The following is a 24,862-nucleotide window of genomic DNA, read 5'->3' as shown; positions in this document are numbered from 1 at the left end:
CGCCTTTTGAAATGGCATGATGGATCTGCACGCAGGGAAACCGGGACAGGCGGGAGCTGCCCGCCTGCCGGAGGGTGGGGGCCACGCCCCGCCTGTCAGATGTGATGCTGCCGATCCCCATCGCTTCTCCCCCGCATTTCCGCACCGGATGCCGTCCCTTCCGGGCGGCGGTGCGATCGCTTTGGTTTCATTATACAGGGAAAAGAGCGGGAATACCATCACCCGTTTGGGGGGTCAAAATGGGTGACCCCCAGCCCTTTCCGAGGGAGCCGCCCGCCTATAAGAGCATGTACTGTTTGAGGTCCTTCCGGTTTTGCACATTCAGCTTCCGCATGGCCTCGGAGATGTGGGTTTTGACCGTATTGACCGATATTTTCAGGTGTTGGGCAATCTCCTGGGTGGTCCAGTCCCGGGCCGCCAGCATGGCGATGGCGAACTCCGTGGTGGTCAGGTCGTCCGCCACATCGTGGCCGGTGAGGGGGTTGTGGACCCTTCGCCACCCCGCAGAGAAGCGGTAGGTGATGTCGATGATCCGCTTGAAATCCTCCGGCCAGCCGGGCTTGATGACCGCCTCCAGCATGGCCCCCAGCAGGCCGTGGTGCTCGCCGAAGCCCTCGATCAGGTCGTCCGGCCGGGCGATCTCCCAGGCCGTCAGGAGATGGGCCTCGGCCCGCTCCGTCTGCTTCAGGCTCATGTAGTCCATCACCGCGATCAGGTGCAGGTAGATGGCGGGGATGGGGTAGCCGGACGCGCCCATGGAGAGGGTGGCCTCCACGATCCCGGCACTGTGGGCGTATGCCCCCTTCAGATAGAGAGCGTGGGCCTGCACATACAGGGCAAAGGCCCGCAGCCCGGTGGGCAGCAGGGGCAGAAGGCCCTCGACCTCCGGCAGCTCCTCCGGCAGCGGCAGGTGGAGCAGCACGGCGGAGGTGGCCGCCACAAACGTCCCCGCCGCCCGCAGGTGGGGGGCCTTCTCCGCTCCGGCGGCCAAAAATTTCTGCATCTCGTCCAGGGCGAACCGGGCGTGCTGGATCTGGTGGAGGGAGAGGTTGGCGTAGGCGTAGATCAGGCAGGCGGACAGGCGCGCTCCCATGTCCGGGCTGGTGAGATAGGCCCCCGCCGCCCGCGCCGCCTGTTCCGGCTGGCCTGTGAAGTAGTAATACTCCGCCTGGGCGATGTCCCGCCGGGGGCCGGCCTCCATGGCCTCCACCGCCGCCAAACACCGGCCCGGCCGGAAGGGGGTGTTCATCAGGGGCATGAGGTTGGTGCGGTCCGGCAGGCCGGAGGCGGGGGCCGCCTCCGGTTTCGGGACAAGCCGGGGGTCCTGGGGCTTTTCCACGGCCGCGGGGATGGCCCAGGCCGTGCCGAACTTCTGCGCGCCGGGGATGCGGCCGGCGGTGCAGAACTGCTGGACCATCCGGGGCGAGATCTTCCATTTTTCCGCAGTTTCCCGCACGGTGAGGTATTCCATGGCTCAGTCCTCCAGCGATGATATTCCGGTTCCTATTATAGGCCTGCCGGCGCGTGGACGCAAGGGGCGGGCGGAGCAGGGGCGACCCTGGGGAGCCGCTGCTGGGAGGCCGCACGCCTTGCGCTCCCTCATCGGCAGAACGGATAGGCAGGGGCCGAAAAAAGCGCCCCGCCCCAGCCGGAAGACCGTTCCCGGCAAGGGGCGAGGCGCTCTGGGCCTGAGCGGGTCCACAGCGCGCATTCGGCGGGAAGCCGAGTCTCTGAAAGGGCTCCGCGAGGGTGCCCGGGCGGCGTGCGCCTACTTCATATACTGGACGAATCCGGCCAGCACCTTGCTGCGCGCTTTATTGATGTGGACGATCAGGAGTTCCTGGGCGCGGGCCTCGTCTTTTTTGCGGATCGCGTCCAAAAGCTGCACATGATCCTCGATCGCAAAGGACGAAACCGCCTGGTTCTCCTTTGAAAAATACATGTTTTGCGTCCGGATCGATTCGTACAGGTTGGAAAACCACGGATTGCCGTAACGGGTGAATATGACACTGTGGAATGCGATATCGTGTCTGACGAAGCCTTCGCAGTCTTTTTCCGCAAGGGCGTTTTTGCACGCGTCCAGGTGGCTTTTCATCTCGCCGATGTCATCATCCGTCAGTTGGGCAAACACCTGCTTCAGAACGAAGGGCTCCACACACTCCCGCACCTGATAGTAATGGATCACAGAAGTAAAATCATAGCCCTGGACGAAGAAGCCCACATTCGGGATCTGCCGCAGAGTGCCCTCCCGTTCCATGCGCAAAAAGGCTTCCCGGACAGGGGTATAGCCAATGCCGATCTCTTTTGCAAAACTGCGGACGCTCAGGTGTGCGCCGCTTTCCATCGTTGCGACCTTTTTTTTCAAAGCCTCATATGCTTTTTCGCCCAGAGTGATTTTGGACATATAATTACCTCATTGCCCTGAAATTTCAGGTGGATTTTATTTACAATTATACCGAAACAGACGAATTTTTCAAGGCATACTTGGAAGGCCCCTGAAAATCATTGCCGGCGGCAGGCAGAAGAAGCAGATTCACCAAATCACGGGATCTGATTTTGACGATAACATAGAAATCCGGCAGGGCATCTTGACATCTCCCAGCCCTAATGATATATCTATTTTACAACAAGTGATATATCACAAAATCAACAATTGATTCAATGATTTTAAGGAGGGCCTGTGATGTCTCAGTGGAATTTTCCCCCGAAGGGCGGCTATGAGGACTTTGCCGTCAGCCTTGGCGTGAAGCGCAGCGAGGACAATGACGAGCTCGACTACGCCCGGCGGCACCTGGTGGTGGCGGCGAAGGCCGCCGGCAAGCTGGCGGTGGACACGGTCTACACCGATGTGAACGACGAGATGGGCCTTCGGAAGATGACGGAGCAGGGCAGACGGCTGGGCTATGACGGAAAGTTCGTCATCTCCCCCCGCCAGGTGCCGGTGGTCCACGACGTGTATACACCCACAGAAACGGAAATTCTGCATGCCCGCCAAGTCCGGGCGGCCATGGCCGAAGCGGAGCGGGAGGGCCGGGGCGTCGCGGTCCTGAACGGGAAAATGCTGGATAAGCCGGTGCTGCGGCAGGCGGAGACCACGCTGGCGCTGGCGGCTGCCAGCGGCGCATTGGAAAGGGGGGCGGCTGCGGATGGATAAGGTCGTGAACAGTCTGCGGGAGGCGATCCGCCTCTGCGGGCTGGAGGACGGAATGACGATATCCTTCCACCACTGCCTGCGGGGCGGTGACGCCGTCAGTGTCCAGATCGCGGAGGCGATCCGCTCACTGGGGATCCGGGATCTGACCGTGGCGCCCTCCAGCCTGACCAGCGGGAATGACGGCCTGGAGGACTATATCAGGGATGGGACGTTCACCAGATTCCAGACCAGCGGCTTTTCTCCGGCGCTGGGACGGCTGCTGCAGAGCGGCGGGATCCGGCAGGTCTGCGAGCTGCGGACCCACGGCGGCCGCCCGGCGGCGCTGAAGCGGGGAGACATCCGGATCGATGTGGCGTTTGTGGCCGCCTCGACGGCAGACAGGAACGGAAACTGCAATGGGATCGGCGGCCATTCCGCCTTTGGCGCGATGGGCTACTCCCTCACAGACGTGCGGTATGCCCGGAAAGTCATCGTGATCACAGACGAGCTTTCGCCCTATGCGGTGGCGCCGGTCTCCATCGGACAGGAACAGGTGGACTATGTGGTGCCCGTGGAGACCATCGGCGACCCGGCGGGGATCGCCACCGGGGCGATGAGACCGGACCGCAGCCCGCTGAACCGCAGGATCGCCGAGCTGACGGCAAAGGCCATTATCTGCTCCGGCCATCTGCGGGAGGGCGCAGCGATGCAGACCGGCAGCGGGAAGATCTCCCTGTCCGTGGCCGGCCAGATCGAACGCTATATGATGGACCGTCAGATCAGCGGCGATTTCGCCATGGGCGGCATTACGGCGATCCTGGTGCGGATGCGGAAAGAGGGGCTGCTGCGTACGCTGTATGATACGCAGAGCTTTGACCAGACGGCGATCCGGTCTCTTGCGGAGGATCCCGCCCACTGTGAGGTCTCGGCCGAGGCGTATGCCAGCCCTCTGGCCAAGGGAGGCCCCATTGTGGACGGACTGGACTTTGTCATCCTTGGCGCGACGGAGATCGACGTGGACTTCAACGTCAACGTCATCACGAATTCCAACAACCAGGTCATCAGCGGCGCCGGCGGCCACGGAGATACGGCGGAGGGGGCGAAGATGACCGTCATCACCGCTCCGCTGTTCCGCGGGAAATACCCGGTGATCGTAGACCGCGTGACCACCCTGACGACACCGGGACGCTTTGTGGATGTCTTCGTCTGTCAGGAGGGGATTGCCGTGAACACCGCCGTTCAGAAAAACCGGGAGCTGGCGGACCGCCTGCGGGATGCCGGCCTGCCGGTGCTGGATATCCACGACCTGCAGCGCCGGGCGGAGCGATACACCGGAAAGCTGCCTCCGCTGAAGCCGGGCGGCCGGACGGTGGGACTGGTCTATTGGCGGGACGGGACCGTCCTGGATGAGATCAAGATGAACGATGAGCTGTGAAGGGGGACCCGATATGAAAAACTTGCTGGATCTGACAGGGAAAAAAGCACTGGTGACCGGAGGGAGCCGGGGGATCGGCAACCGGTTGGCCCGGGCGCTCCACGAGGCGGGGGCTGAGGTGGTGATCTTCTACAACCATACCTGCCCGGACGGGCTGGCGCAGGAGATGCAGGGGGATGGCCCCGCAGTTCATGCGGTCCAGTGCGACGTGGCGGACTGCAGCTCTCTGGAGCGGGGGGGTAAAGGCGGCGGCAGACCGTCTGGGCGGCCGGATCGACATCCTGATCAACGCGGCGGGCATCAACCGCCGCTGCTGGCTGGAGGATTTCCCCACGAAGGACTGGGATGAGGTGATGAACATCAACGTCAACGGCGCCGTCTACTGCACCCAGCTGGTGGGAAAATACATGCTGGCCCAGGGGTATGGGAAGGTCATCAATCTGGCGTCGATGAACAGCTTCGTCTCCGGGAAGCGGGTGGGGGCCTATGTGGCTTCCAAGGGCGCGATCGCGCAGATCACCAAGGCGTTTGCCAATGAGTGGGGCGACCGGGGAGTCCGCGTAAACGCCATTGCGCCGGGATATATCAGGACCGACATGACCAAGGCCCTGCAGGATGATCCGGCCTCCTATCAGGGCATCCTGGACCGGATCCCGGAAGGGCGCTGGGGAACGCCGGACGATCTGGTGGGGCCGGTGCTGCTGCTGGTATCGGATGCGGCGGACTATGTCAACGGCATCGTGATGCCCATCGACGGCGGATACCTGGCCCGATAGGACGAAACAGCAGAAGCCGCCCAGCCTGCAGCCTGGATGGGCCGAAAGACGCGCCCGGAGGCGGAAACACCGCCTCCGGGCTGTTCTGCGTTCCCAATGTGTTTTTCACGGCCGGAGCGATGGCGCTCTCCACAAAGCGCCGCCCATCCGGGGCAAGGAGGGCCGCTTGCTCCGCTGGCCGTGTTCGAAGGGGGCCGCCCGGATACTATGCAGACAGCATACTTGAGTTCCTCCCGGAAAGACACTAAGATGGTCTTATCGACCAGACGGTTTTCTATGGAGGGACGATATGACCGAACAGAAACATCTCTGCTACAACTGCTTCCAGGAGCGGGAGGCCCCGGAGGGACCGTGCCCCTACTGCGGCTTCGATTTGGCAGAGAACGAGAAAAAATTCCCCGTGGCCCTGCGGGCCGGGACCGTGCTGAATGACCGGTATATCATCGGCCGCGTCCTGGGCCAGGGCGGCTTCGGCATCACCTACCTGGCCCTGGACACCCAGCTGAACGCCAAGGTGGCCATCAAGGAGTTCATGCCCAATGACATCGCCACCCGCATCGGGACGACCGTGTCTGTGGCCATGGACACCAAATCCGAGGAGTTCGCCTACGGTGCCGAACGGTTCCAGGAGGAAGCCCGGACCCTGGCGAAGTTCATCGGCAACCCCAACATCGCCGCCGTCACCAGCTATTTCGACGAGAACGACACGTCGTATTTCGTCATGGACTACATCGAGGGCATCTCCTTCAAGACCTACATCGCTAACCACGGCGGGAAGATCAGCGTGGAGGAGACCCTCAACGTGATGATCCCGGTGCTGCGGGCGCTGACCGCCGTCCATGCGGAGGGCTTCATCCACCGCGATGTCACGCCGGACAACATCTACATCACGAAGGACGGAATCGTAAAGCTGCTGGACTTCGGCTCCGCCCGGTACTCCATCGGCGATAAGTCCAAAAGTCTGGATGTCATTCTGAAGGTAGGCTACGCCCCGAAGGAGCAGTACATCAGAAGAAGCCGCCAAGGCCCATTCACGGACGTGTACTCCTGCGCGGCGTGCTTCTACGCCGCCATCACGGGCTTCCTGCCGCCGGAGTCTCTGGAGCGGCTGGACGAGGATACCCTCGTTCCCATCTCCCAATGCGGCATCGACATCCCGGAGTACCTGGACAAGGCGATTTTAAAGGGCTTGGCCGTCCAGCCGGAGGACCGGTTCCAGAGCGCGGCGGAGTTCCTGGACGCCATCGAGTCCCGGCAGGTGGTGGAGGTGCCCGTCTCCGGCGCCGCGGCCCCGGCCCCGGAGAAGAAAAAGGTGAAACCCGCCCGCATTGCCGCCATCGCCGCGGCGGCGGTGGTCGTGCTGGGGGTCGGCATCGCCATCGGCGGGGGCGGCAGCTCGGACGGAGACGGCGGAAGCTCCATCTCGGAGGCGCTGGCGCCCAAGGTCACCATCGCCGGGCAGGAGTTCTCCGCGGCGGAGGAATTTGTGGAGCTGAAAGACACGACGCTGACAGAGGCGGACATCACCACGCTCCAGGGAATGGAAAACCTCCGGAGGATCTACTTTGACAATGTGACGGTGGAAAACAACGATCTGTCCTGGGCAGCCCAGCTGAAAAACCTGACGGAGCTTACCTTCAACGGCTTTTCCGGTGAGGTGGACCTGGCGCCTGTTGCCGGTCTGACGAATTTGACGGAGCTGCGCATCCACAGCACACAGAACGGCGCCGGTTCCGGGGTCTATGTCAAGGATCTGTCTGTCCTGTCCGGCCTTACCCAACTGGAGTATCTTGAATTGGAAGCCCCGGTGCTGGAGTCTCTGGACGGACTGGAGGACATGTCAGCTCTGGAGGAGCTGCGGCTGACCATTGGCCCTGGCCTGCGGGATATCGGTGCACTGTCGGGCCTGACGGAACTGACCTCGCTGCAGATCTCCAACAACGGGGACTACCCCTATATCCGGGACCTGAGCCCCCTCTCCGGTCTGACCCAGCTGAAAACACTGGAGTTCTGGTCCTACGGCATCGAGGATCTGGCTCCGCTGGCCGGCTTGACCCAGTTGGAAGAATTGCGGATCATTGGCAGTGAGGCTGCCTATACCACCACCGCGCCCCTCAGCGGCCTGACCCAGCTGCGTGTCCTCAGTCTGCCCAGCATGGCGGACCCGGCCAACTATCTGGATCTGAGCGGGTTGTCCAACTTGACGGAGCTGACGGAATTCTCCTTCTACGGCGGCGTCACCAGCTATGCCCCCCTGAAAAACCTCACCAAGCTGCAGTCCCTGAGCCTTATGGGCAACTACTATGACGGCGAGGGTCCCGGGGACCTGAGCGCCTTCTCCGGTCTGACGCGGCTCACAGATCTGGAGCTGAGCCTCAGCGTCAATGCCACGGACATCACGCCGCTTGGAAATCTGAGCGATCTGCGTTCTCTCTATCTGCATACAGAGGGCGACCGCCTCCACCCGGGGCTGAAGGACATCGGCCCCCTGTCCAAGCTCCAGGATCTCCAGTCTCTCACCATCAACAGCCGCAGCATCACGGACCTGTCTCCCCTGCGGGAGCTGACAAATTTACAGACGGCGGATATCCGGGCCTACGGAGATGCGGAGATCACCGACTGGTCCCCGGTGGAGCACGTGCCCAATCTGATCAAGGGTTGACCGGCTGCCGGCGCGGGGCAGGGGACGGCTGTTCTCCTGCAGACGAAAAAAGCCTGTGTTCTTTTCGAACACAGGCTTTTCTTCTGCGAGAGGCGCGGCGGCCGCCTGGGGCTCAGCTCTGCTTGATCAGGCGGCGCAGCGTGGTGCGGCTGATGTCCAGCCGCTTGGCGGCGGCAGACTGGTTGCCGTTGGTCTCGGCCAGGACCCGCAGCGCCACGTCCTGGCTGATCTTGTCCAGCGTCTGGTTCAGATCCAGCGGCTCGGAGATGTCCCCCTTCCGGGACGCGTGGGTGTTGCCGTACTGCTCCCGCTGGAGGATGCCGCGGACGCTTTCGGCGGTGATGGTCTGCTGGGCCGAGGCGGTCAGCTCCTCAATCACCCGCTGGAACTGGACATAGTTGTGGGGCCAGGGAAAGGCCTGCAGCAGACGGATGGCCTCCGGCTCGACGCCCAGGACCGGATAGGAGCGGGAGGCGTTCAGAAGGCTCAGGGAAGAGGTGATCTGCGCGGGGATCTGCTCCCGCAGGTTCCGCAGGGGCTGGAGATACAGAACGCGGCAGTTCAGGCGGTTCAGGAACCCGGCGGCCTCCGGGGCCATCTGTTCGCCGGGGCGGCAGGTGCAGGAGAACAGCAGCCGGCTGCGGCGGCACACGCCGGACTCCGCCAGCGTGTCCATCAGCTGCAGGCGGCGGGACGGGGAGAGCGCCCCCACGCGGGAGAAATAGAGCGTGCTGCCGGACTCGGAGAGGGGAGAGTTGTGGCTCTCCAGCAGGAACTCCCAGCTCCTGTCATTCAGCAGGCAGCAGTTGATAAAGACCAGGGGCGCGTCCTGCAGGGGACTTTCCATATAGAGCCGCGCGGCCGTCCGGCTCATGCGGATGCCCTCCTCTCCCGTGATGAGCACGGGGACCATGCTGCCGGCCAGCTGGGCCGCCTCCTCTTCGGAGAGGCCATACATGTTCTGGAAGCTGAAGATGCTGCCGTAGGCCATGCGCTCCGCCTCCTGCCGGGAGAAGCAGCGGATCCCCGTCTGGCTCCTGCCGGAGGCGATCCTGCGGGCGGAGACGTAGACTGCCGTGTAGTCCTGCCCCGCCTCGATGGGGCGGATGCGGAGGCTGTACTGGGTCCCGTTGGCGCTGCGGGTGATGCGGCGCTCCCGGCCCTCGGGCAGCTCGTCCAGCTCCCGCTGCAGCAGGCCGAGAAGCTCCGGCGAGCGGTCGCTCCCCTGGAAAAAGACCGGGTTCTTCTCCTGGTCGAAAACGGCCACCTGGGTGTCCTGCCCGCTGAGCAGGGCGCGGAACAGGGCGTTCTCGTCCCGCAGGTGCTTCTGGCTGCGGCAGAGAGCCAGAGCTCGGTCCAGCGCCTGCCGGATGCTCTCCATCCCGGAGGTGATGAAAATGGTGTTGAGCCCAATGCTCCGCGCGATCATGTCCGCGGTCATGTCGCAGAGCACCGTGTCATACTGGTTGTCCTTCAGGTAGCGCAGGGTGGGCTCCAGCTCTTCGATGGAGTTCACGATGAAAATGTCCACCTGGTAATGCAGCAGATCGCAGAGCGCCTGGGCGCTGATGGCGATGTCGGCATAGGCCACCATGGCGAACTTGCTGTGCAGCCCGCCGGAGAGCTTCAGGGCGTACAGGATGTCATAGAGGGAGATCTCGATCTCCACCACGGGGAGGGGGAGCTCCCGCAGCAGCAGGGCGGTGCCGCCCCGGGAGATCACCGCGTCATACCGGCGGCTGAGATGTTCCCGGGCGATCTCCGCGCCCTCTTCCATATTGCCCACGAACACGTCCAGCTGGACCTGCGGGTACTCCTCCGCAAGGCGGAGCAGGAGCGTTTTCATCCCCTCATAAGGCACGATCCCAAGAAGATGGATCGAACTGTCCAAAATCAGACACCTCCTCTGGAAATTCACAGTCTGATTCTACCATATGGACAAAAATAATACAACAATTTTTATGCCTGGTCAAAAAATGTACAATTCCGACGGAGGAATTCAATTGAATCCCTGTGCAAACAACGGTAAGATAATGATACAGTAATGGACAGGCGGAGGATCGCTGCCCATTTCAAGCGGGACGTTCTCCGGCAGAGGGGCGGCAGCAGACACTGCCCCCTGCCGCATCCCGAGGCAGACCGGCGGGGCGCTTGCCCCGCTGTCGTCCGTCCGGAGGCGGCCCCTCCAGCGGCCCGGGGCGTGGCCAGTCGCACCACCCCCCGCGAACAAATTGAGGAGGAAGAAAGACCATGATCATGCGATTCCTGAAAAAGATCCCGGCCGGTATGATGGTCGTTCCCATGCTGTTGGGCGCGGTCATCAATACCTTCATCCCGGAGGTCACCAACATCGGCTCGTTTACCACGGCCATCTTTACCAGCGCGGGCGCCAACACCGCCATCGGTATCCAGCTGTTCTGCCTGGGCACCACCCTGCGGTTCCGGGAGATGGGCGGCGTTGTCAAGCGGGGCGGCGTGCTGCTGATCTCCAAGTTCGTCATCGGCGCCGCCATCGGCATCGTCGTCGGCAAGGTGTTCGGCCCCACCGGTGTGCTGGGCCTGAGCTCCCTGGCCATTATCTCCGCCGTGACCAACTCCAACGGCTCTGTGTACCTGGCCCTGATGAACTCCTACGGCGACAAGGTGGACCAGGCGGCCATGCCCCTGCTGGCCATCAACGACGGCCCCATGCTGACCATGATCGCCATGGGCATCGGCGGCCTGGCGGACATCCCCTTCATGGCTCTGGTGGCCGCCATCGGCCCCATCCTGGTGGGCATGATCCTGGGCAACATTGACCGTGACCTGTCCGATTTCCTGGCGCCCGCCGGCAGCATCCTGCTGCCCTTCGTGGGCTTCTGCCTGGGCTCCGGCATGAACCTGACCAACATCGTCAAGGGCGGCGCCCAGGGCATCCTGCTGGGCCTGATCACCTGCTTCATCGGCGGCGCCTTCATCGTGCTGTGCGACCGCTTCATCAGCCGCCGTCCCGGCTACGCCGGCTGGGCCGTGGCCACCACCGCCGGCAATGCCGTGGCGGTCCCCGCGGTCATCGCGGGGGCGGACCAGTCCTGGGCCGCCTATGCGGACCTGGCCACCTCTCAGGTCGCCGCCTCTTCTATTCTGACGGCTATCCTGGTGCCGATCATCGTCTCCTGGTGGGCGAAGAAGTTCGGCTGCCCCCAGTTCCCGAAGGACGAGGCACAGAGGGCCCTGTTTGAAAAGCAGGCATAACCGGAACCAACCATTTTTGTTGAGGAACGAAAGGAGTATTACAGTATGTTGAACGGCATGATCGTTGAGCCCGTGGACAACGTGGTGGTCGCCATCGAGCCCGTGAAGAAGGGCGAGACCGTCACCTACATGTGCGCGGGTGAGGAGAAGCACCTGACCGCGGTGGAGGACATCACCATCTATCACAAGCTGGCCGCCTGCGACATCAAGAAGGGCGAGCCCATCGTCAAGTACGGCGAGCACATCGGCCTGGCGGCCCGGGACATCAAGGCCGGCGAGCACGTGCACTGCCACAACCTGGAAGAGCACCGGGAAAACCTGGACAGCAAGGGCTGAGAAAAGGAGGAGACAAGTATGAATTTCTACGGTTACAAGCGTCCGGACGGCCGCGTGGGCGTCCGCAACAAGGTCCTGATCCTGCCCGCCAGCGTCTGCGCCTCTGATACCACCCGCATCATCTCCCAGCAGGTGGTGGGCTCCGTCACCTTCAACAACCAGCTGGGCTGCTCCCAGGTGGCGCCCGACCAGCAGTTCACCATGGACGTCATGGCCGGCTATGCCGCCAACCCCAATGTGTACGGCACCGTGGTGGTGTCCCTGGGCTGCGAGAACTGCCAGATGGACCTGGTGGTGAAGGCCATCCAGGAGCGCACCAACAAGCCCCTGAAGCAGGTCATCATCCAGGAGGCCGGCGGCACCCTGAAGGCCATCGACATGGCCGTCCGCTATGCCAAGGAGATGGTGGAGGAGGCCTCCCTGCTGCAGAAGGAGGAGTTCCCCATGTCCGAGCTGATCATCGGCACGGAGTGCGGCGGCTCTGACCCCACCAGCGGCCTGGCTGCCAACCCCCTGATCGGCCAGCTCAGCGACCTGATCGTCAAGGAGGGCGGCACCTCCATCCTGTCTGAGACCACCGAGTTCATCGGCGCCGAGCATCTGCTGGCCCGCCGCGCCATCAACAAGGAGGTCCACGACCGCATCTTCGAGATCGTCCACCGGTATGAGGACTCCCTGCGCCTGGTGGGCGAGGAGGTCCGCGAGGGCAATCCCTCTCCCGGCAACAAGGCCGGCGGCCTGACCTGCCTGGAGGAGAAGTCCCTGGGCTGCATCCACAAGGGCGGCCACAGCCCCGTCATGGCCGTGTATGACTACGCCAAGCAGGTGGAGGCCAAGCAGGGCCTGGTGATCATGGACACCCCGGGCAACGATCCCTCCTCTGTGGCGGCCATGGTGGCCGGCGGCGCCCAGATCGTGGTGTTCTCCACTGGCCGGGGCACCCCCACCGGCAACCCCCTGGCGCCCGTCATCAAGATCACCGGCAACAAGCTGACCTACGCCAACATGATCGACAACATCGATGTGGACGCCTCTCCCCTGATCTATGGCACCAAGACCATTGAGGAGCTGGGCCAGGAGCTGCTGAAGCTCACCCAGGAAGTGGCCTGCGGCAAGCAGACCAAGGCGGAGTCCCTGGGCTACACCGAGATGGCCATCGCCCGGGTGTGCAACTTCGTGTAAGCTGCGATCCCGGTGCCCATACACCGAACAGAAGGCAGAATGCCCCGCCGGGGCATTCTGCCTTTTTTCATCCGGCGGGGATCGGCCGGCAGAGGGGAAGGGGCGGAGGCTGCCCGCCCCCGTCCGGCTGCGGCCGCCGGTTTGGGGATCCCTTCCCTTGCATTGCGGGACGAATTGGCGTATGCTGAAGGGGAAGACACACGGAGGGGAGGGAGTGCCGTGGCCGGGAGCGCCAAGCGGGCCGCACTGGCCCATGCCGGACGGGCCTTTGTGCTGGCCCTGCTGATCGGCCTGGTCCTGACGGGGGGCGTGGAGTGGAGCCGTCTCCGGCAGGAGCGGGACCGCATGGGGTACATCGCCAGCGCCGTCGGCGCGGAGACCTATGAGTTCCTGCTCTCCGAGATGAGCAAGACCCGGGTGCTGGAGGCGTATCTGCTCCAGACCGGCGGAGATTACTCCGATTTTGAGCGGGTCTCCCACGTCCTGCTGCGGGAGGCGTATGTGCGCAACGTCCTGTTCGCCCCCGGCGGGATCGTGGAGGGCGTCTTTCCCCTGGAGGGGAACGAGGGCGTCCTGGGGCTGGACATGTACGGCGAGGGCGCCGGCAACCTGGAGGCCCGGGCCGCCATCGAAAAGGAGGAGCTGTACATCGCCGGCCCCTTCCCGCTGATCCAGGGGGGTCTGGGCATCGCCGGGCGGCTGCCGGTGTTTCTGACGGATGAACAGGGCCGGCGGTATTTCTGGGGCATCGTCTCCGTGACGCTGGACTTTCCGGAGGCACTGGAGGGCAACTCCCTCACCCGCATCAATGAGCAGGGCTATGCCTGCCGGATCTGGCGCGTCAACCCGGACGACGGGCAGAAGCAGGTGATCCTGGAGACGGAGCAGCCCCTGCCGGAGGGGGCGGAGACCGTGGACCATCAGCAGGCGCTGTTCAACTCCGTCTGGACCGTCTCCCTGGCGCCCCTGAAGCCCTGGTATCTCCGCACAGGGCTGTGGCTGGGGGCGGCGGTGAGCCTGCTGGTGGCGCTGCTGGCGGCGGCGGGGGTCTACTACGCCGGCCGTCTTCGGCAGCTGCAGGAGGAGCGGTCCCAGCGGGCCATCCAGCAGCTGCAGGAGCAGCTGGAGCAGGAACAGGGCAACATGCTGCTGAGCCAGATCCGCTCCCACTTCTTCTATCACACTCTCAACGCCCTGCAGGCGCTGATCGTCCTGAAGCCGGAGGCGGCCTACAAGATGGCCGGGGATTTCGCCCGGTACCTGCGCTTCAGCCTGGACTCCGTCACCGCCGACGGGGGGATCGGCTCCTTCCGGGAGGAGCTGCGGGCGGTCCGGGCCTATGCGGACATCAACCAGCAGCAGCTGGGGGACCGGCTGCACATGGTCTATCAGATCCCGGACGTGGACTTCCCCATCCCCCTGCTGACCATCCAGCCCATCGTGGAAAATGCCATCCTCCACGGCATCAAGCCCAAGGTGGGCGGCGGGACCGTCACCCTGACGCTGGAGGAGCTGCCGGACCACTGGCAGGTGACGGTGACGGACGACGGCACGGGATTCGATCTGGAGGCGGTCCGGAGCGGCGGATCCATCGGGCTGGAAAACGTGCGGCGGCGCATGGCCCGCTTCCCCGGCAGCCGGATGCAGATCACCAGCGCCCCGGGGAGCGGCACCCGGGTCACGCTGATCTATGGAAAACAGGGGAAAAACGAGGGGGATCCCGGGTGATCCTCCCCCAGAGCGTACGGTTTTCGTACGCTCCGTCTGATACAATGATAGAAAAGACAGGGGTGACCGGGCGTGAAGACCATTCTGGTGGACGACATGCTGCTGGATCTGCAGCTTTTTGAACTCAAGTGTGCGGACATGCCCGATTTTGAGATCGTGGGCAAGTTCACCGACCCCCAGGCAGCCATTGAGTATGCTTCCGGCCATGTGGTGGACTTTGCCCTGCTGGACATCGACATGCCGGGCATGGACGGCATCCAGCTGGCCCAGGCCCTGCGGCGGCTGCGCAGCGACATCATCATCGTCTTTGCCACGGCCCACCCGAAGTTCGCCGTGGAGGCGCTGAAGATGAAGGCCGACTACATCATCTTCAAGCCCTTTGACCGGGAGGACATCGCCGACGTGATGGAGCGGGCCAAGCTGCTGCGCCGCCGTCAGCGCAAACGCATCCATTTCCACACCTTCGGGGCCTTTGACATGCTGGTGGACGGGGAGCCGGTGAAATTCCGCTCCGGCAAGGCCAAGGAGCTGATGGCCCTGTGCGTGTATCAGAACGGGCGGCCGGTGTCCATCCACGAGATCGTGGAGAATCTCTGGGGGGAGAACGGCGACGGCGCCGGCTACCGCCGCACCATCAAGGAGCTGGCGGACACCCTGCGGGACTACGGCGCGGAGGAGATGTTCCTGCGCAGCCGGGGCAGCCTGCGGGTGCGGATGGATCTGGCGGATTCGGACTATCAGGCTTTCATGGGCGGCGATGAGGACGCCATCTGCCAGTTCCAGGGGGAGTTCATGCAGCAGTATTCCTGGGCAGAGCCCATGGTCTACACGCTTCAGGAGAAAAAAGAGCTGATGCTTGCCCGCATGGGGAAGCGCCATATGCAAGGAGGGGGCTGATCCTTTGGATGAATTACTGAGAATGGAGCATGTCAGCAAGCGGTTCGGCGACTTTTACGCCAACAGGGACATCAACCTGTCCGTCCGCAAGGGCGAGGTGCACACCCTGCTGGGGGAGAACGGCGCCGGAAAGAGCACGCTGATGAACGTGCTCATCGGGCTGTACCAGCCCACGGAGGGAAAGATCTTCCTGAACGGGAAGGAGGTCCGCATCGATTCCCCCGCCCAGGCGGTGAAGCTGGGCATCGGCATGGTGCACCAGCACTTCATGCTGGTGGAGGCCATGACGGTGTTCGAGAACATCATCCTGGGGGACCGGAACACCCGCGGCATCTTCATCGACAGGGAGGCCCGGCGGAAGGAGATCCTGGAGCTGGCGGAGCGGTACGGCCTGGACGTGGAGCTGGACCGGCCCATCACGGAGATCGCCGTGGGCGCCCAGCAGCGGGTGGAGATCCTGAAGACCCTGTACCGGGGGGCGGAGCTGCTGATTTTGGACGAGCCCACCGCCGCCCTGACGGACATCGAGGTGGAGGGCCTGTTCAAGATCATCCGCAAGCTGACGGAGGAGGGCAAGAGCGTCATCTTCATCAGCCACAAGATGCGGGAGGTGCTGCAGATCTCCGACCGCATCACCATCCTCCGCTCCGGCGAGGTGGTCACCACCCTGGACCGGTCCGAGACCGACGGCCAGGAGCTGGCCAACCTGATGATCGGCCGGGAGCTGTCCCCCTCCCACTATGAGAAGGTGGAGGAGCCGGGGGATCCCGTCATCCAGCTGCGGAACGTGGACTACCACAAGGCGTCCAAGCACGCGGGGCTCAGCGGCGTCTCCCTGACCGTGGGCCGCGGCGAGATCGTGGGTATCGCCGGCGTGGACGGCAACGGTCAGAGCCAGCTGGCCCAGATCGTCACCGGCGTGCTGACGCCGGAGGGCGGCGAGGTGGACATGAAGGGCTCCAAGGTGGCCCAGTTCACCCCCAACGGCTTCATTCTGGAAAACGTCTCCCACATCCCGGAGGACCGGAACAAGATGGGCCTCATCGGCAACATGTCCGTGAAGGACAACATCGTCCTCAAGGCCACGGATTCGCCGGAGTTCTCCAGCGCCGGGGGCTACTTTTTGAAGAAGAAGGCCATCCGCAGCTATGCCCTGCAGATGCAGGAGAAGTACGACATCCGCTGCACCTCCGTGGAGCAGGAGGCCCGGAACCTCTCCGGCGGCAACCAGCAGAAGGTCATCCTGGCCCGGGAGCTGGAGGGCGAGCCGGACCTGCTGGTGGCGGTCCACCCCACCCGTGGCCTCGACATCGGCGCCACCCGCTTCGTCCACGACACCATGATCGGCGCCCGGGACAAGGGCTGCGGCGTGCTGCTGATCTCCGCGGACTTCGACGAGATCCTGGAGGTCTCCGACCGCATCGTGGTCATGTTCGAGGGGCAGATCATGGGCGTGTTCTCCGGCAAAAATCCTCCCATCGAGGAGATCAGCCTGGCCATGGCCGGCAAGTAAGGAGGGAGCGAACGCATGAAAAACAGCGGAAAACTCGTCAGTTTCCTGGTGCCCATCATCTCCATCCTGCTGGCCTTCGTCATCGGGTGCATCATCATGGCCGTGCTGGGCGCCAATCCCTTTGTGGCGCTGGAGTCCCTGTGGATCGGCGCCTTCGGCAGCCTGCGGAACGTGGGCACCACCCTGGCCCGCTCCACGCCGCTGATCTTTACCAGCCTGTGCGCCTGCTTTGCCTATCGCTGCGGCGTGTTCAACCTGGGCGGTGAGGGCCAGTTCCTCATGGGCTCCATCGTCTGCTGCTACATCGCCACCCAGAGCGGGATCGAGGGCCTGCCGGCCATCATCCTCTGTCTCGTGGGCGGCGCCGCGGCCGGCGGCGTCTGGTCCCTGATCTCCGGACTGCTGAAGGTCTACCGGGGCCAGAACGAGATGATCATCACCATCATGCTCAACTACGTGGCCACGCTGTTCATGGGCGTGGTGTACACCAACTGGCTGCGGGACGGCAGCGTCCCCCAGACACAGGCCGTGCCGGACGCCACCCAGCTCAGCCGCCTCTTCGGCCTGCGGGTCACCTCCGCCTTCGTCATCGCCCTGGTGGTGGGCCTGCTGGTGTACTACTTCCTGTTCTACACCTCCAAGGGCTTCCAGCTGCGGGCGGTGGGATTGAACATGACCGCGGCGGAGTTCAACGGCTTTGCGGTGAAGAAGTACATTTTGATGAGCTTCATCGTCTCCGGCGCCATCGCCGGCCTGGGCGGCAGCGCCGAGCTGCTGGGCACCCAGTTCCGGCTCATCAACGGCTTCGGCAACGGCTACGGCTTCGACGGCGTGGCCATGGCCCTCATCGGCCAGCTGCATCCCCTGGCGACCATCCTGGTGGCCATCTTCTTCGCGGCGCTGCGGGTGGGCTCCACCACCATGCAGGCGGCCACCGGCGTGCCCACCAGCGTGTCCGACATCATTCAGGCCCTGGTGATCGTGTTCACCGTGGCGGGCCTGGCCATGGTGAAGCTGCCCGGGTTCAAGGCGTTCCTGGGCAGGCTGACGGAGAGACGGAAGGAGGCCGCGTAATATGGAATTCGTCATGAACATCATCCTCTCCAGTGTCCGCATGGCGACGCCCCTGATCTTCCTGGCGCTGGCGGAGCTGTACTCCCAGCGGGCGGGCCTGGTCCACATCGGACTGGAGGGCCTGGCCTCCATCGGCTCCCTGGTGGGCTTTCTGGTGAGCCTCATCACCGGCAGCCCCATGCTGGGGGTGCTGGCCGGCGCGGCGGTGGGCATCCTGGTGAACATGATCTTCGCCTACGCCACCGTCACTCTCTGCGCGGAGCAGATCGTCTACGGCATGGCCATCAACATCTTCGCCCCGGCCCTGGCGGCCTTCATCTACCGGGTGTACTTCGGCGCCGGGTCCGAGCTGGTGCAGGTGGGGCTGATGAACACCCTGTCCGGCTCCCTGGGCATCACCTCCGACAACTTCCTGGTCCGCCTCCTGCTGGACCAGACCCCCATGGTGTACCTGGCCTACGGCCTGGTGATCTTCACGGTCATCTATTTCAACCGCACCAAGTCCGGCCTGAACTACAAGGCCGTGGGAGAGTATCCCAAGGCGGCGGCCACCCTGGGCATCAACGTCATCGGCGTGAAGTACGCCGCCTGCGTCATCTGCGGCGCCCTGGCCGGCATCGGCGGCGCCTACCTCACCACCTGCTACGCCAACACCTATGTGGACGGCAACGTGGCGGGCCGCGGCTTCATCGCCCTGGCGGCGGTGATCTTCGGCCGGTGGAGCGGCGCCGGCGTGCTGCTGGCGTGCCTGTTCTTCGGCTTCTGTGACGCCCTGCAGATCCGCCTGCAGGTGGGCAGCTTCGGCGTGCCCTATCAGTTCTTCCAGATGATCCCCTATGTGGCCACCGTGGTGGTGCTGGCCAGCATCGGCATGAAAAAGGCCGGACCCAAGAGCTCCGGCAAGCCCTATCTCAAGGAAGAGCGCTGAGCGGATAATCGCCGCCAAAAGCGGCTGTTATCGATAGACCGATCCACAACATCTGAAGAAATTGGAGGAAAGAACATGAAAAAACTGCTTGCGATCCTTCTCACGCTGGCCATGAGCCTGTCGCTGGCGGCCTGCGGCGGCACCGGCACCGACACCACCGGCGGCACCGAGGACGGCGGCGACAGCTCCGGCGAGAGCGCCTACCGCGTGGCCATGATCTGCGACTCCAGCATCTCCGACGGCGGGTGGGGCATGTCCTGCTACAACGCCATGGTGGATGCCGCGGAGGAGCACGGCTGGGAGACCGAGGTCTCCGACAGCATCGCCCAGTCCGCCTACTATGACACCATCGTCTCCTACTGCGACCTGGGCTATGACCTGATCTACGCCCCCGGCAACCAGTACACCGACGCCGTGCTGCAGGCGGCGGAGGAGTTCCCCGATGTGGCCTTCGCCCTGCTGAACGGCGGCGAGGACACCCCCGCCCAGGCCGCCAACGGCAACGTGACCTCTCTGCTGCCCAACGCCCAGCAGGTGGGCTGGATCGCCGGCGCCCTGGCGGGCCTGATGACCCAGAGCGGCACCATCGCCTTCATCGGCGGCATGGAGCTGGACACCACCCTGGGCAAGTACCAGGGCTATCAGGAGGCCGCCGCCTATGTGGGCGAGCAGGAGGGCAAGACCGTCACCACCCTGGACATCGTCTACTCCGGTGACTTCTCCGCCACCGACAAGGGCATCGAGTTTGCCAAGGCCATGATCGACCAGGGCGCCGACGTGTTCTTCGGCGACGCCTCCGCCGTGGACTCCGGCGCCCGGCAGGCCATCGACGAGGCCAACGCCGCCAGCGGCTCCGTGACCATCTACGACATCGCCCAGCCCTCCGACCTGCTGGGCCAGAACGAGTGCATCATCGGCAGCCAGGTGACGGACAACGCCTCTCTGGTGGGCCTGTGCATGGAGGCCGTGGAGAACGGCACCTTCGGCGGCGAGGTCATCTACGGCACGCTGCAGAACGGCGCCCTGTCCGCCGGCGCTCTCAGCGACCTGGTGCCCGCCGACGTCCAGGAGAAGTATCAGAGCTACCTGGACCAGATGGTCAACGACACCTTCATGAAGTGATCTCTCCCGCAGGCTCTGCGGAACAGCACCACCGGCCCGGCCGGTGGTGCTGCTTTTTTCCGGCCGGGGCCGCCGCGTCTTTTCTGCGTGCCCGGCCGGGCGGAAACCGCCCGGAAATGTATTGACACAATGTCAAAACAGTGCTATAGTGCAGACAATGACACAGCGTCAGAACATCGCGGGAAGCCGGCGCGCTCCGCCCGCCCAGACCATCGGCGGGGCGCGGCGCCGGCCCGCGGGAAGTGAGACGGACCGGGCTGCAAGGCCGGAAAGGAGCAGAGTGAAATGAGCAGGATATTGGTGGCCTATTTTTCCGCCAGCGGCGTGACCGCCCGGGCGGCGCGGGAGGTGGCGGACGCCGTTCATGCGGACCTGTATGAGATCCGTCCGGCGGAGCCCTATTCCGCCGCGGATCTGGATTGGACGGACCGGAAGAGCCGCTCCACGCGGGAGATGAACGATCCGGCCTGCCGGCCCGCCATGGCCGCGCCGGTGAAAGACCTGGAGCAGTATGACACGGTGTTCGTGGGCTTTCCCATCTGGTGGTATGTGGAACCCCGGATCGTGGACACCTTTCTGGAGAGCTGCGACTTCTCGGGAAAGGTCCTCATCCCCTTTGCCACCTCCGGCGGCAGCGGCATCGGCGGGGCGGAGAAGAGCCTGCGGGAACACTGCCCCAGGGCCGACTGGAAGCGGGGCAGACTGGTGAACAGCGGCGCGGCGGCCTGGGCCAGATCCGCACTGGGACTGTGAGGCGGCCATGCCCAAGGGATCGGAAGCGCTGACCAACGCCCGGAAGGAAGAGATCATCGACGCCTGCGCCGCCCTGTATGAGACCATGGGGTTCCGGGACATCACCATCCGGGACATCGGGGCCCGGACCTCCTTCACCCGCACCTCCATCTATAACTATTTCCAGACCAAGGAGGAGATCTTTCTGGCCCTGCTCCAGCGGGAGCATGAGGCGTGGATCGCCGACCTGGAGGAGATGGTCCGGCAGGAGACGGCCCTGACGCCGGAGGGGTTCGCGGACCGGATGGCCTGCACGCTGGAGCGGCGGGCGTGCATGCTGAAGCTGGAGTCCATGAACCTCTATGACATGGAGGGCAGCAGCCGCATGGAGAACCTGGTGGCCTTCAAACGGACGTACGGCAGAGCCATGAAAGCGGTCGCCCGCTGCCTGGAGACGTTTTTCCCCGCCATGACGGAGCAGGAGGTGCGGGAGTTCCTCTACGCCTTTTTCCCCTTCCTGTTCGGCGTATATCCCTACGCCGTGCCCACGGAGAAGCAGCGGCGGGCCATGGCGCTGGCCGGTGTGGAGGCGGCCCGCTGCTCCATCCGCCAGCTGGTGCGGGTCTTTGTCCTGAAGATGCTGCGGCCGTTTCAGCAGCCTCCGGCGGAGGCGTGAGCGGCAGAAAGAGAGCAGAACATCGGACACGGCGGGCTTATCCGCCGTGTCCGATGATGTCAGAGAGCATATCCGTCCACACATCCGGCGCAAGGGGCTGTGACGAGGCCAGGGAGAAGGAAAAGTCCCCATCCGTCCAGGTGGCCAGGGAGATGAGGCCGCCGTCGCCCCGCACCGTGACCGGGATGCCGCCGATCTCCAGGATCTCCGTCTGCGCGTATGTCTGATAGTCGCCGCTGATGTCCGCCTGCCCGGGGGCCTTGCGGCAGGTCACCGTGTCCTCTCCCGCCCGGTACTGGACCTGGGCCAGGTCTCCGATCAGGGAGTAGGAGACCTGCTGGGGCACGAAGGGGAGCACATCCAGCTCCGGCGCCTGAAATCCGGCCAGACGGCTCAGCTCCTCAGCGGAGGCGGCCTGCGTGGGGCCGGGGGCCAGCACGCCTCCGACGTCGTCGGCGGGCTGGCGGACGGAGGGAAGGACCAGGGCCCCCAGCACTGCCACGGCCAGGCAGGCCGCCAGCGCGGCGGCACGTCTCCAGGCGGTCCGGCGGGCGGCGGACTGCCGGACGCGGCGCAGGACCCGCGCCCGCATGGCGGGGGTCACGCAGATGTGCGCCATCGCCTCTTCATACTTTCTCATCGAAGTCATACGCCTCCCCCAGGATCGCCCGCAGCTTTTCCCGGCCGCGGGCCAGATGCGTGCAGACCGTGGTCTCCTTCTGCCCCAGCAGCCGGGCGATCTCGCCGGTGGAGTACCCCTCCTGATAGAAGAGATGGAGGGTCTCCCGATAGCCGGGCGGAAGAGACCGGACCGCCTCCCACACGAAGGAGAGGTCCTCCCGCTCCTCCGCCACCAGCTCCTCTGCCAGCTGGTCCGTCCTGCGGCGCGCGTTGTACCGCAGGCGGTTCTTGCTCAGATTGGCCGCCGCCCGCAGCAGCCATGCCTTTTCGTGGGCCGGGCTCTGCAGGTCGGGGGCGGTCCGCAGGAATTGGAGCAGGGTGTCCTGCAGGACCTCCTCGGCGTCCTCGATGCTGTGGAGATAGGAGTAGGCCAACCGGAGGATGCTGTCCCCGAAGTCGTCCAGCAGCCGCTCCGCCTGGCGGTTGACCGCCTCACAGCGGTCTGCGCTCCGGGCGCCGGGGCGTTCCCGCCCTGCTGCCGCCGCTGTCCGCCAGACCGCCAGACGCCGCAGCATCCGCGGGAACAGAAGGGGCCGCAGGCCGGCCCCGGGTATCAGACAGCACACCAAACAGGATCTCCCCCATTCCTCCGGAGAGGCGGGCAGCTGCGGCCCGCCTCCCCGGAAGTTTTTTGCAGACTCACCGGATCTGCCGGATCAGCGCGGCCATGTCCCCGCCGGAGAGGGGCGTATCCGCGCAGACGGAATAGGCGTATCCGCCGTCCGTCCAGACAGCCAGGGAGAAGCGGCCATCCGCGCCCCGCATGGTCACGGAGCGGTCCCCCACGGCCGTCACCTGCTCCTGGGCATAGGCGGTGTAGTCGCCGCTGATGTCTCCGCTGCCGGGGGCCTTGCGGAGGATAAGGCGGTCATCCCCGGTGCGGCAGAGGACCTCCAGAAGCGGCGCGCTGCCGGAGGGCAGGACCCGATAGATCCGCTCGGCGAAGCGGTCCGCCTCCGCCGGAAGGGTGAGATCGAACCCGGCGGCCTCGGCGGCCGCCTCCGGCGTGTCCAGCTCCGTCCAGGGATCGGGGAGCTGGGTGCTTCCGGGATCAGACGCGGTGCGCACGATGATCCGGCCGCCGTCCAGCGTGACGGCCCCATTGCCCAGCAGCACATCGAACAGCTTCAGGGGCACATAGGTGGTGCCGTGGATCACATAGGGCGGCGCGCCCAGCTGCAGGGGGCCTGTGGCGCCCACTGCCCCCTCGATGCTGGTGACGGCCTGATAGCGGTCCTCGCCGATGGTGATGACGCTGTGCATCTCACCGCTGTCGACGGTCACGGTGCCGTCTCCGTTCCAGGTCACCGTAAAGCCCAGGGCCTCCGCCACTGCCCGCAGGGGCACCATCACCGGCACATCTGCGGCCACGGCCGTGCCGTTGCGCTCCAGGGGATAGCCGTATGCGGCGCTCTCCGGGGCGGGAGCGGTCTGCTCCGCGGCCAGCGCGGGCAGGGAGACGGCCCCGGCCAGCACCAGGGCTGCCGCCAGGGCGGAGACGGTCTTTTGAACGTTCATGCAGATCATCCTTTCCCGAGCGGCTTCCTGCCGCTCTGCCCTATATACAACCGGCGCAGCGGAAGTGTTGCAGCGGTGAGAAAATTTTTCTGCTCCCGCGGCGGGGTCAGAACACCCGGGTGAGCAGCAGCAGGACCGCCAGGCCGCCGAAGTTCACCGCGGAGAACCACAGCAGGAACCGGCCCGGCCGGGCGCCGGGGCTGCGGATGTAGAACTTCAGGGAGATCAGGCTGGCCAGGGAGGCGATGGGCGTGCCCAGGCCGCCCAGGTCCACCCCCAGCAGCAGGCCCCGCCAGTCCTCGGTAAAGCCCGCCAGCAGCAGCGAGGCGGGGACGTTGCTGATGACCTGGCTGGCCAGGGCGGAGGTCAGCAGGGCGCTGCGGTCCATCCAGCCCGCCAGCAGCTGCCGCAGGGCCGGGATCTGGCCGATGTTGCCGGCGAAGATAAAGAAGAACACGAAGGTCAGCAGCAGGCTGTAGTCCACCTTTTTCAAAAGTCCCGGCGCCAGCACCAGCAGCGCCGTCACCACGACGGCCGTCACCACGGCGTAGTGGACCACATGGAACACCGCCAGCAGGCACAGCGCGAACAGTGCCGCCAGCACTGCCAGCAGTCCCGGCCGCCGGATGGCCGCCGGCTGGGGGAAGCGGACGCAGACCGACTGGCGGCTGCCCACCAGGGCCCCGGCGGACAGGGCCAGCAGACTCACCGCCGTATAGGGCAGCAGGGTGGAGAAGAAGTCCCCGGCAGACAGGTGGAAGTGCCCGCACAGGAACAGGTTCTGGGGATTGCCCACGGGAGTGGTCATGCTGCCCAGGTTGGCGGCCGCGGTCTGCAGGATCACCGTGGGCAGGACCCGCCGGCGCTCCCCGGCCAGCTCCAGGATCTGGAGGGTGAAGGGGACAAAGGTGATCAGGGCCACGTCGTTGGTGATGAGCATGGAGGAGAAAAAGGGCAGCAGCACCAGAAGAAGCTGCAGCAGGCGGACGTTTTTCTCCCCTGCCAGCAGGCGCTGTGACAGCACCAGGAACACGCCGCAGTGCTGCAGGCCCGCCACCACGGCCATCAGGCACAGCAGCAGGCACAGCACCCGCAGATCGATATATCCCAGATATGCCGCAGAGGGGGGCACCGCCACCGCCGACACGGCGGCGCACACCGCCGCCGTCAGCAGGACCGCCTCTCCCCGGCACCAGGCCAAAAACTTCTTCCCACGCATGATTCGTCGCCTCGTT

General features: G+C 64.7%; 22 protein-coding genes and 1 pseudogene. 16 read left to right on the top strand and 7 right to left on the bottom strand.

Annotated elements, in window-relative coordinates; all coding sequences use genetic code 11:
- Window positions 1–277 precede the first annotated feature (277 nt).
- Together H9X91_RS14725 and H9X91_RS08940 are read right to left on the bottom strand one after the other, a co-directional pair.
- Complete coding sequence (locus tag H9X91_RS14725) at window positions 278–1,471, bottom strand: LuxR C-terminal-related transcriptional regulator (RefSeq protein WP_204804443.1); 1,194 nt, start codon at window positions 1,469–1,471, stop codon at window positions 278–280.
- Window positions 1,472–1,768: 297 nt separating this feature from the next.
- Window positions 1,769–2,404, bottom strand: coding sequence for a GntR family transcriptional regulator (locus H9X91_RS08940; RefSeq protein WP_204804442.1), 636 nt, complete (start codon window positions 2,402–2,404; stop codon window positions 1,769–1,771).
- Between the two features lie 279 nt (window positions 2,405–2,683).
- On the opposite strand from H9X91_RS08940, the gene H9X91_RS08935 reads away from it, so the two are divergent.
- From H9X91_RS08935 to H9X91_RS08920, 5 genes and pseudogenes are all read left to right on the top strand, one after another.
- On the top strand, window positions 2,684–3,154 hold the full coding sequence (locus H9X91_RS08935; protein ID WP_204804441.1) for an HpcH/HpaI aldolase/citrate lyase family protein: 471 nt from the start codon (window positions 2,684–2,686) through the stop codon (window positions 3,152–3,154).
- Window positions 3,147–4,568, top strand: coding sequence for a citrate lyase subunit alpha (citF, locus tag H9X91_RS08930; RefSeq protein ID WP_204804440.1), 1,422 nt, complete (start codon window positions 3,147–3,149; stop codon window positions 4,566–4,568). Before H9X91_RS08935 ends, citF begins: the two co-directional genes overlap by 8 nt.
- Window positions 4,558–4,743 (top strand): annotated as a pseudogene (locus H9X91_RS14805) (SDR family NAD(P)-dependent oxidoreductase); the annotation flags it as partial. The gene citF and the pseudogene H9X91_RS14805, both read left to right, overlap by 11 nt.
- A gap of 1 nt (window position 4,744) precedes the next feature.
- The gene (locus tag H9X91_RS14410) at window positions 4,745–5,344 is read left to right on the top strand and encodes an SDR family oxidoreductase (RefSeq protein ID WP_275552525.1); all 600 of its coding nucleotides are present in this window, start codon (window positions 4,745–4,747) and stop codon (window positions 5,342–5,344) included.
- Window positions 5,345–5,633: 289 nt separating this feature from the next.
- On the top strand, window positions 5,634–8,006 hold the full coding sequence (locus tag H9X91_RS08920) for a protein kinase domain-containing protein (protein WP_204804439.1): 2,373 nt from the start codon (window positions 5,634–5,636) through the stop codon (window positions 8,004–8,006).
- A 112-nt stretch (window positions 8,007–8,118) separates the two neighbouring features.
- Here the strand turns inward: H9X91_RS08920 and H9X91_RS08915 are convergent, their stop codons facing one another.
- Window positions 8,119–9,897: a sigma-54-dependent transcriptional regulator gene (locus H9X91_RS08915; RefSeq protein WP_204804438.1), complete on the bottom strand. Its 1,779-nt coding sequence runs from the start codon at window positions 9,895–9,897 to the stop codon at window positions 8,119–8,121.
- A 359-nt stretch (window positions 9,898–10,256) separates the two neighbouring features.
- On the opposite strand from H9X91_RS08915, the gene H9X91_RS08910 reads away from it, so the two are divergent.
- From H9X91_RS08910 to H9X91_RS08860, 11 genes are all read left to right on the top strand, one after another.
- Window positions 10,257–11,240 (top strand): 2-keto-3-deoxygluconate permease, encoded by a 984-nt coding sequence (locus H9X91_RS08910; RefSeq protein ID WP_204804436.1) that lies wholly within the window; start codon window positions 10,257–10,259, stop codon window positions 11,238–11,240.
- A 45-nt stretch (window positions 11,241–11,285) separates the two neighbouring features.
- Window positions 11,286–11,576: a UxaA family hydrolase gene (locus tag H9X91_RS08905; RefSeq protein WP_204804434.1), complete on the top strand. Its 291-nt coding sequence runs from the start codon at window positions 11,286–11,288 to the stop codon at window positions 11,574–11,576.
- A gap of 18 nt (window positions 11,577–11,594) precedes the next feature.
- Complete coding sequence (locus tag H9X91_RS08900; protein WP_021749725.1) at window positions 11,595–12,758, top strand: UxaA family hydrolase; 1,164 nt, start codon at window positions 11,595–11,597, stop codon at window positions 12,756–12,758.
- Window positions 12,759–12,977: 219 nt separating this feature from the next.
- Window positions 12,978–14,486 carry a histidine kinase gene (locus H9X91_RS08895; RefSeq protein WP_204804432.1) on the top strand — a complete coding sequence of 503 codons (1,509 nt, stop codon included), beginning with the start codon at window positions 12,978–12,980 and terminating at the stop codon, window positions 14,484–14,486.
- Between the two features lie 72 nt (window positions 14,487–14,558).
- The gene (locus tag H9X91_RS08890) at window positions 14,559–15,383 is read left to right on the top strand and encodes a response regulator (RefSeq protein ID WP_204804430.1); all 825 of its coding nucleotides are present in this window, start codon (window positions 14,559–14,561) and stop codon (window positions 15,381–15,383) included.
- A gap of 4 nt (window positions 15,384–15,387) precedes the next feature.
- A complete protein-coding gene (locus H9X91_RS08885) occupies window positions 15,388–16,896 on the top strand; it encodes an ABC transporter ATP-binding protein (protein WP_204804428.1) in 1,509 nt (502 codons plus the stop codon).
- Between the two features lie 15 nt (window positions 16,897–16,911).
- Complete coding sequence (locus H9X91_RS08880; protein ID WP_204804426.1) at window positions 16,912–17,970, top strand: ABC transporter permease; 1,059 nt, start codon at window positions 16,912–16,914, stop codon at window positions 17,968–17,970.
- 1 nt (window position 17,971) lies between these two features.
- Window positions 17,972–18,898, top strand: coding sequence for an ABC transporter permease (locus tag H9X91_RS08875; RefSeq protein WP_204804424.1), 927 nt, complete (start codon window positions 17,972–17,974; stop codon window positions 18,896–18,898).
- A 75-nt stretch (window positions 18,899–18,973) separates the two neighbouring features.
- A complete protein-coding gene (locus H9X91_RS08870) occupies window positions 18,974–20,020 on the top strand; it encodes a BMP family protein (RefSeq protein ID WP_204804422.1) in 1,047 nt (348 codons plus the stop codon).
- Between the two features lie 285 nt (window positions 20,021–20,305).
- Window positions 20,306–20,773, top strand: coding sequence for a flavodoxin (locus H9X91_RS08865; RefSeq protein WP_204804420.1), 468 nt, complete (start codon window positions 20,306–20,308; stop codon window positions 20,771–20,773).
- Between the two features lie 7 nt (window positions 20,774–20,780).
- Window positions 20,781–21,428, top strand: a complete 648-nt coding sequence (locus H9X91_RS08860) for a TetR/AcrR family transcriptional regulator (RefSeq protein WP_204804418.1) — start codon at window positions 20,781–20,783, stop codon at window positions 21,426–21,428.
- A gap of 37 nt (window positions 21,429–21,465) precedes the next feature.
- Here H9X91_RS08860 and H9X91_RS08855 read toward each other — a convergent pair whose 3' ends face one another.
- From H9X91_RS08855 to H9X91_RS08840, 4 genes are all read right to left on the bottom strand, one after another.
- On the bottom strand, window positions 21,466–22,068 hold the full coding sequence (locus H9X91_RS08855; protein WP_204804417.1) for a hypothetical protein: 603 nt from the start codon (window positions 22,066–22,068) through the stop codon (window positions 21,466–21,468).
- On the bottom strand, window positions 22,055–22,675 hold the full coding sequence (locus tag H9X91_RS08850; RefSeq protein ID WP_338111967.1) for an RNA polymerase sigma factor: 621 nt from the start codon (window positions 22,673–22,675) through the stop codon (window positions 22,055–22,057). Before H9X91_RS08850 ends, H9X91_RS08855 begins: the two co-directional genes overlap by 14 nt.
- A 73-nt stretch (window positions 22,676–22,748) precedes the next feature.
- Window positions 22,749–23,627 carry a copper amine oxidase N-terminal domain-containing protein gene (locus H9X91_RS08845; RefSeq protein ID WP_204804416.1) on the bottom strand — a complete coding sequence of 293 codons (879 nt, stop codon included), beginning with the start codon at window positions 23,625–23,627 and terminating at the stop codon, window positions 22,749–22,751.
- A gap of 106 nt (window positions 23,628–23,733) precedes the next feature.
- Entirely contained in the window at window positions 23,734–24,846 is a 1,113-nt protein-coding gene (locus H9X91_RS08840; RefSeq protein WP_204804415.1) for an SLC13 family permease, read from the bottom strand.
- Between the last annotated feature and the right edge of the window lie 16 nt (window positions 24,847–24,862).

Source organism: Oscillibacter valericigenes (assembly GCF_016902445.1).
Taxonomy (GTDB): Bacteria; Bacillota; Clostridia; order Oscillospirales; family Oscillospiraceae; genus Oscillibacter; species Oscillibacter avistercoris.
This window is presented reverse-complemented; position numbering and strand designations above follow the sequence as displayed.